Raw genomic sequence first — 6,788 nt, forward strand, 5'->3', positions numbered from 1 at the left:
ATCTATTCCGAGGCGCTGGCGCTGGCTGAGAAGGTCGGCATCTCGCCGCCACGCTTCGACAGCGTCATTCGCAATGGCCGCATGGATTGCGGCTTCTACCAGACCTTCATGCGCTGGACGCTGGAAGGTGACCGCGACGCGCACAAATTCACCATCGCCAATGCCTTCAAGGACCTGACCTATCTGGAATCGATGGCGGGTGCGGCCGGTATTGCCAATCCGCTCGGCAACGCCACCAAGAACTCCTTCGCCGGTGCCCATGCAACCGGGCCGGCCGAGCAATTCGTGCCGATGCTGGCAACGCATATCGCGGGGGTGAACGGTGTCGACCTGATGCCGATGAAGAATGGGAAGAAGCAGACCATTTAACCGATTGCCCAAGGCTGGCGCCGATCACCGCCTCCACCGCCCTATCCCATCGTCGGTATCTGCAAGCAGCTTGTGCACGGCGTTGCGCGCGGCGGCTGGGCGCTGCAGGCGGATGTTCTTTTCGATCGCCTCATGCAGCTTCTGCGCCTGGCGTTGATCGGCGACCTGCTGCGTCGTGAATGCGAAGAGATGGTCGAGCGCCGACTCGATCAGCACGCCGAGCGGCACCAGGAGGTCGTTGCCGGAGGCGCGCAGGATGGCCAGATGAAAGCGCGTATCGGCGCGGATACGCTCCTGCAGGCTCAAGGCCTCGCCCATCTCGCGGCAGGCCTGGCTGATTTCCGCCATTTGCTCGTCGCTGCGCCGTATGGCGGCAAAGGCCGACGCTTCCGGCTCGATGATATGACGAAACTCCTGCACGGTTCGCAGGAACGCCTCGCGGTCGGGCGCCGTCGCGTACCAGGCCAGCACGTCGCGATCGAGCAGGTTCCAGCGCTCCTTCGGCTCGACCCAGCTGCCGATCTTGGGGCGTGAGGCCAGCAGGCTTTTCGCCATCAGCATCTTGATGGCTTCGCGCACCGCCGAACGGCTGACATTGAAGATCTCGGCCCATCTGGACTCGTTGGGCAGGATGGTGCCGGGCGGATAGTCGCCACGCACGATCCGCAGGCCAATCTCGCCGGCCAGCGAGACATGGACGCTCGCTCCCGCAAAATGCGCGGCACCGGCCTTGCGCATGACAGCCGGGCCGTGGCTGGCTTGTGCCTTGGCCCGGTCGGTTTGCTTGCTTGACTTCTCGTCCGGCATCCACGTTCCAATGCGTCGACCGTCTGTCGTCCGGATTGAGCCGAACCGCACGGGCGCCGATCTCGTTGCCGAAAAATCCAGATCACGGGCACGGCAAAGCCGGAGCCGGTTGCCCCAACCATTGCGTCCGTTCGGGAATTATCGCTTCCGTTCAGGAATGACGGGGCGCCCGCAACCGGGCGCCCCGAAATCGAGAACCTACTTCTGGATGCAGGTGTCGACCGTATCCTTGGTGCACTCGTCGAGGCCGGTGAACACCGGATCGGCGACTGCCTTGCCTTCGATCAGGTCGATCATCACCGACGGTGCCTTGTAACCCATTTCGAACGGCCGCTGACCGACCAGAGCCGTCACGAGGCCGTCACGAGCGATCGCCACTTCGTCGCCGATCGTGTCGGCGGCGCCGATGACGAAGTCGTTGCTGGCGATCCGGTCCTTGAGCGGCCCGAACAGATCGCGATAGGGCTGCGGCGCGCCGAACAGCGGCCAGCCGCCCATGATGCCGAAGGCGTCCAGCTTGGGGTTGGCGGCGAGGATGTCGGTCATCGCTTGTACGCCCTTGGCGCCGTCGTCATTGGTGAACACCGGGCAGCCGGCGACTTCGGTCCAGCCACCTTCACCGGCAAGTGCGGCAAGGCCTTCCTTGCCCGACAGTGCGTCACGCATGCCTTGCGCACGGCGCAGGATGTTGTCGGCTGCCGGGTTGCCTTCGATGGTGCAGATCGTGCCACCATTCGGCTTGCCCTTCTTGATGTACTCGCCGATCTTCTTGCCCATCAGGTAATTGTCGGTACCGAGATAGGTCTTGCGAAGACCTGCGTCTTCCTTGCTGAGATCGGCATCGACCGTCATGATCGGGATCGTCGGATTGGCGCTCTTGATCGTCTGCGCGATCAGCGGCGCATTGGACGGCGAGATGGCCATCGCCACCGTGTCGGCCTTGCTCAGCATGTCCTGGACGATCTGCGCCTCGCCGGCCTCGTCCGAAGTCGACGCCGGACCGGTGTAGAAGCATTCATACTCCGAGCTGGCGTTTTCCTTGTTCCATTTCTCGCAGCCCTGGTGGATGGCCTCGAAGAACGGATTGTCGAGACCTTTCACGACAATGACGAGCTGTTTCTTGGCCAAAGCCGGCCCGGCACCCAACGCCATTGCGGCGACGGCGGCGAGCAAAAGTGTCTTCCTCATGTCAGTCCTCCCTTGAAACAAACGGACACGGCGTGCCCGCCATACAGATCGACCGGATGCGTGATGACCGAGGGTCGTTTCGAGCGCTCGTGTCGCCAGGACAGATCGATAAGCATTTCCAGATTCGGCTTCAGATCAGCTCACACACAGGTGTCGCCGGATGCTGGGCCGTCAAACCTCCGCCAATTCCGGCCGGCGAACCGCCAGCGGGGATCGGCATAATCTCCTCCGACGCTTAGCTAATATCGGCTTGGCGCCAACGTCAATGCTATTTGTCCTACAAAACGGATTTTTAAAATAGTCCTGGCCCAATTCGTCCGACAATTGATTGACGTGCGCCGGCTTTTGCGTAAAAGAACGCTAACGCCGTCTTCGGGAGGAGCCGGGGAGAGCGAGGCCTAAGCAGCGTCGGCATCCACGCCGGGAACAGCGGCAGGTCGCAAATCACGGGGAGGCAAAGGCTGGTGGCGGTTCTCGAACTCACCAACATCTCTAGGCATTTCGGCGCCATCCAGGCTGTCAACGACGTTTCGCTGTCGATCGAGCCCGGACAGGTGGTCGGCCTCATGGGCGACAACGGCGCCGGCAAGTCGACGCTGGTCAAGATGATCGCCGGCAATTTCCGCCCGAGCCATGGCACCATGCACATGGACGGCAAGGAATTGATCCTGCACAAGCCGGCGGAAGCCCGCCAGCACGGCATCGAGATCGTCCACCAGGACCTTGCGCTCTGCAACAATCTGACCGCCGCCGCCAACGTCTATCTCGGCCGCGAGCTGCGGCGCGGCGTCGGGCCGTTCCGCATCCTCGACTATGCCTCGATGTACAAGCGTGCCGGCCAGCTCTTTGCCGAATTGAAGTCCGAAACCCGTCCGCGCGACCTCGTCAAGCAGATGTCGGGTGGCCAGCGCCAGGCGGTGGCGATCGCCCGCACCATGCTGTCGCAGGCCAAGATCGTGCTGATGGACGAACCGACGGCGGCGATCTCGGTGCGCCAGGTCGCCGAAGTGCTGAACCTGATCCGCCATTTGCGCGATCAGGGCATCGCCGTCGTGCTGATCAGCCACCGAATGCCTGACGTCTTCACCGTCGCCGACCGCGTCATCGTCATGCGGCGCGGCCGCAAGGTCGCCGACAAGACGATTGCGTCGAGCTCGCCCGAGGAAGTCACCGGGCTGATCACCGGCGCCATCGAACAGGTTTGATTTCAGCGAATTTCACCACGCACAGCAGATGAAGGTCGACGATGGCACTGACAATTGACCAGCCGATCGAACACAAGCAGCAATCCTTGGCCGCGAGAGTGTTTGCCAGCCAGACCTTCTGGGTGGTGATCGCGGTCATCCTTGCCTGCGTGTTCCTATCGTTTGCCACCGACGCCTTCGCCACCTCGAAGAACCTCTACAACATCACCCGCAACATCACCTTCGTCGCCATCATCGCGCTCGGCATGACCTTCGTCATCATTACCGGCGGCATCGACCTGTCGGTCGGTTCGGTGCTGTGCCTGTCGTCAATGGTTCTGGCCGTCACCATGCATGCCGGCTACTCGATCGAGGTCGGCATCCTGGCCTCCATTGCCACCGCGCTCGCCATTGGCGCCTTCAACGGCGTGCTGATCGCCTATCTCGGCTTTCCACCCTTTGTGGTGACGCTCGGCATGCTGTCGATCGCCCGCAGCCTCGCCATGGTCGCCTCCAACAACACCGTCGTCTTCCAGTTCGGGCCGGACCACGCCAAGCTTCTGTCATTGGGCGGCGGCGCCTGGGTGTTCGGCATCGCCAATCCGGTGCTTTACATGATCCTTCTGGCGCTGATCACCGGCTTTATCCTGCGCTGGACGAAGTTCGGCCGCCACATCTTCGCCATTGGCGGCAACGAGCACGCGGCAACGCTGACCGGCGTTCCGGTGCGTCAGATCAAGGTTGCCGTCTACATGATCTCGGCGCTGTCGGCCGGCATTGCCGGCATCATCCAGACCGGCTGGCTGGGCGCCGTCACCACCAATCTCGGCACCGGCATGGAGCTGCAGGTAATCGCCGCAACCGTCATCGGCGGCGCCAATCTGGCTGGCGGCGTCGGCACCGCCTTTGGCGCCATCGTCGGTGCGGCCCTGATCGAGGTGATCCGCAACAGTCTCGGCCTGCTCGGCATCAATGCCTTCTGGCAAGGCGTGTTCATCGGCGGCGCCATTCTGCTGGCGGTTCTGTTCGACCGCATCCGCAATTTCCGCCGCAGTGACTAGAACCATGATCCCGAAAAGTGGAAACCGGTTTTCTCGGACAAACGGAACCGTTTGTCCGGAGATCATGGTCAAACAAAAGACGGTTTGATGGCCAACTCCCTGTTCAGCCTCGAGGGGCGGCTGGCGCTGGTGACTGGCTCCGGCCAGGGCATCGGCTTCGCGCTGGCTCGGGGCATGGCTGAACATGGGGCAAGCGTGGTGCTGAACGGCCGCGACGCCGCCAGGATCGGCGGTGCCGTCGAAAAGCTGCGCAATGCCGGCTTCAAGGCGCACGCCTCGACCTTCGACGTCACCGATTTTCAGGCGGTCAACGAGGACATTGCCCGCATCGAGGCCGAGATCGGCGCCATCGACATCCTCATCAACAATGCCGGCGTGCAGTTCCGCGCCCCGCTCGAGGACTTTCCCGAGGAGCAATGGGAGCGCCTGTTCAAGACCAATGTGTCGGGCGCCTTCCATGTCAGCAAGGCGGTCGCCCGCCACATGATCCCGCGCGGCAAGGGCAAGATCATCAACATCGGTTCGGTGCAGAGCGAACTGGCGAGGCCGAACATCGCGCCCTACACCGCCACCAAGGGCGCGATCCGCAACCTGACAAGGGGCATGTGCGCCGATTGGGCCAAACACGGACTGCAGATCAATGCGATCGCACCCGGCTATTTCCGCACCGAGATGAACCAGGCGCTGGTCGACAATCCCGAATTTTCCGCCTGGCTGGAAAAGCGCACGCCGGCGGGGCGCTGGGGCAATGTCGACGAGCTGATCGGCGCCGCCGTGTTCCTTGCCTCCGACGCATCGTCTTTCATCAACGGCCATACGCTGTATGTCGATGGCGGCATGACGGCTTCGGTTTGAGGGGCGTTCTTCCCTTGGGAGAAGGGGAAACCTATCGCTCAGTCTGAAAATCCGGCCGCATCGGCCGTCATTCGCCCTCGCCGCCCCCGCGCGTCTTGACGCGGCCCCGAACTCAGCCGCACAATCCCTGTTGCAGACGAAGGGAGGCCAGTCGTCTGCGGGAGGATATACCCATGACGGAAGCGATCAGGCTCTACTGGGGCCGGTTCGGACATGTATCTATCCTGAATGTCGCAAGCGACTTCGTCACCCATGCCCATGTCGAGGCCCATCTGATCATCTGGCTGGAAGGTACGGCCGGCGAAATGACCATCGGCCGCGAGACCGTCCGGCTTGGACCTGGAACGGCCGCCGGCATCAACTCCTTCCAGCCGCACAGCCATGTTCTGTCGCAAAACGGGACGCCCGGTCTGTTTCTCGCCTTCTACATCGATCCCGACTTGGCGCGGCGCCGCCGCGACCTGCCTTCGTCGGCACCGCTGTTTACACAAGCCGCGATCACGCTGGAACCGTGGCTGCATCAGGCCGCCGCCAATCTGCTCGACCACCTCAGCGACAATGAGAGCGTCGACGATATCGCCAACTACGAGATCGAGCGTTTCATCGATAGCGTGCTCGACGCCGCCGACGCCTCGGCGCCGCAGGAGGCCCGTGTCCGCATCAACACCATGCAGGATTTCCGTGTCCGCAAGGCAATCCAGCTGATGAAGGCCAATGTCTGCGAGCGCATCTGCTTCGACGACGTGGCGCGCAGCGTCGGCCTGTCGCGACCGCATTTCTTCGCTTTGTTCAAGGAACAGACCAATCTGACGCCCAATGTCTACTGGAACACGCTGCGCATGGAGGAAGCGGTGCGGCAGCTGCAATGGTCGCGGGAGCCGCTGATCTCGGTCGCCTGCAATCTCGGCTTCACCACGCAGGGCAATTTCTCGCGTTTTTTCCGCGACCATGTCGGCGTGCCGCCGACGCTCTACCGTGAGGCCGCGCGGGCGATTGCCTGAGCCTGTCCTCGTTTAGTCAAGGTCGACTGTTTTTCAGACTCCTTGATACACGCTCAAGACGCATTGATAAGCGCCGTTGAAATGGCCGCCCTACCCTTGCACCGGATCGCTTTTGCAAGGGAACATTTGAATGGCCAAAGTCACCATATCCAGCGTCATCGACGCGCCGGTCGAAAAGGTCTGGGCGCGCATACGCGACTTCAACGGGCTGCCGGGCTGGCATCCGCGCATGGTGGAGAGCCACATTGAAGACGGCAAGGATGCCACCACGATCGGCTGCGTGCGCAATTTCCAGCTCGCCAGCGGCGCCCGCCTGCGCGAAA

8 protein-coding genes are annotated in these 6,788 nt (G+C 62.4%); 6 read left to right on the forward strand and 2 right to left on the reverse strand.

The annotated features are described in order from the left end of the window. Positions 1-369 (forward strand): NAD-binding protein (locus EN750_RS12560; RefSeq protein WP_145967603.1); only part of this gene is annotated, 369 nt, incomplete at its 5' end. 24 nt (positions 370-393) lie between these two features. On the opposite strand, the gene EN750_RS12565 is transcribed toward EN750_RS12560, so the two are convergent. Both EN750_RS12565 and EN750_RS12570 read right to left on the reverse strand, forming a co-directional pair. After that, entirely contained in the window at positions 394-1,176 is a 783-nt protein-coding gene (locus tag EN750_RS12565) for a FadR/GntR family transcriptional regulator (protein ID WP_127396613.1), read from the reverse strand. Between the two features lie 198 nt (positions 1,177-1,374). Beyond that, the gene (locus EN750_RS12570) at positions 1,375-2,364 is read right to left on the reverse strand and encodes a sugar-binding protein (RefSeq protein WP_127396614.1); all 990 of its coding nucleotides are present in this window, start codon (positions 2,362-2,364) and stop codon (positions 1,375-1,377) included. Between the two features lie 464 nt (positions 2,365-2,828). On the opposite strand from EN750_RS12570, the gene EN750_RS12575 reads away from it, so the two are divergent. From EN750_RS12575 to EN750_RS12595, 5 genes are all read left to right on the forward strand, one after another. Continuing rightward, entirely contained in the window at positions 2,829-3,569 is a 741-nt protein-coding gene (locus tag EN750_RS12575; protein WP_013530854.1) for an ATP-binding cassette domain-containing protein, read from the forward strand. A gap of 41 nt (positions 3,570-3,610) precedes the next feature. After that, on the forward strand, positions 3,611-4,609 hold the full coding sequence (locus tag EN750_RS12580; RefSeq protein WP_127266789.1) for an ABC transporter permease: 999 nt from the start codon (positions 3,611-3,613) through the stop codon (positions 4,607-4,609). Positions 4,610-4,696: 87 nt separating this feature from the next. After that, positions 4,697-5,464 (forward strand): SDR family oxidoreductase, encoded by a 768-nt coding sequence (locus EN750_RS12585; RefSeq protein ID WP_127396615.1) that lies wholly within the window; start codon positions 4,697-4,699, stop codon positions 5,462-5,464. 173 nt (positions 5,465-5,637) lie between these two features. Continuing rightward, positions 5,638-6,465, forward strand: a complete 828-nt coding sequence (locus EN750_RS12590; RefSeq protein ID WP_127396616.1) for an AraC family transcriptional regulator — start codon at positions 5,638-5,640, stop codon at positions 6,463-6,465. 130 nt (positions 6,466-6,595) lie between these two features. Next, positions 6,596-6,788: SRPBCC family protein (locus EN750_RS12595; RefSeq protein WP_145967605.1), on the forward strand; the 193-nt coding region annotated here is incomplete at its 3' end.

This window comes from Mesorhizobium sp. M7A.F.Ca.ET.027.03.2.1, assembly GCF_003999175.1.
In the GTDB taxonomy this organism is placed as follows: Bacteria; Pseudomonadota; Alphaproteobacteria; order Rhizobiales; family Rhizobiaceae; genus Mesorhizobium.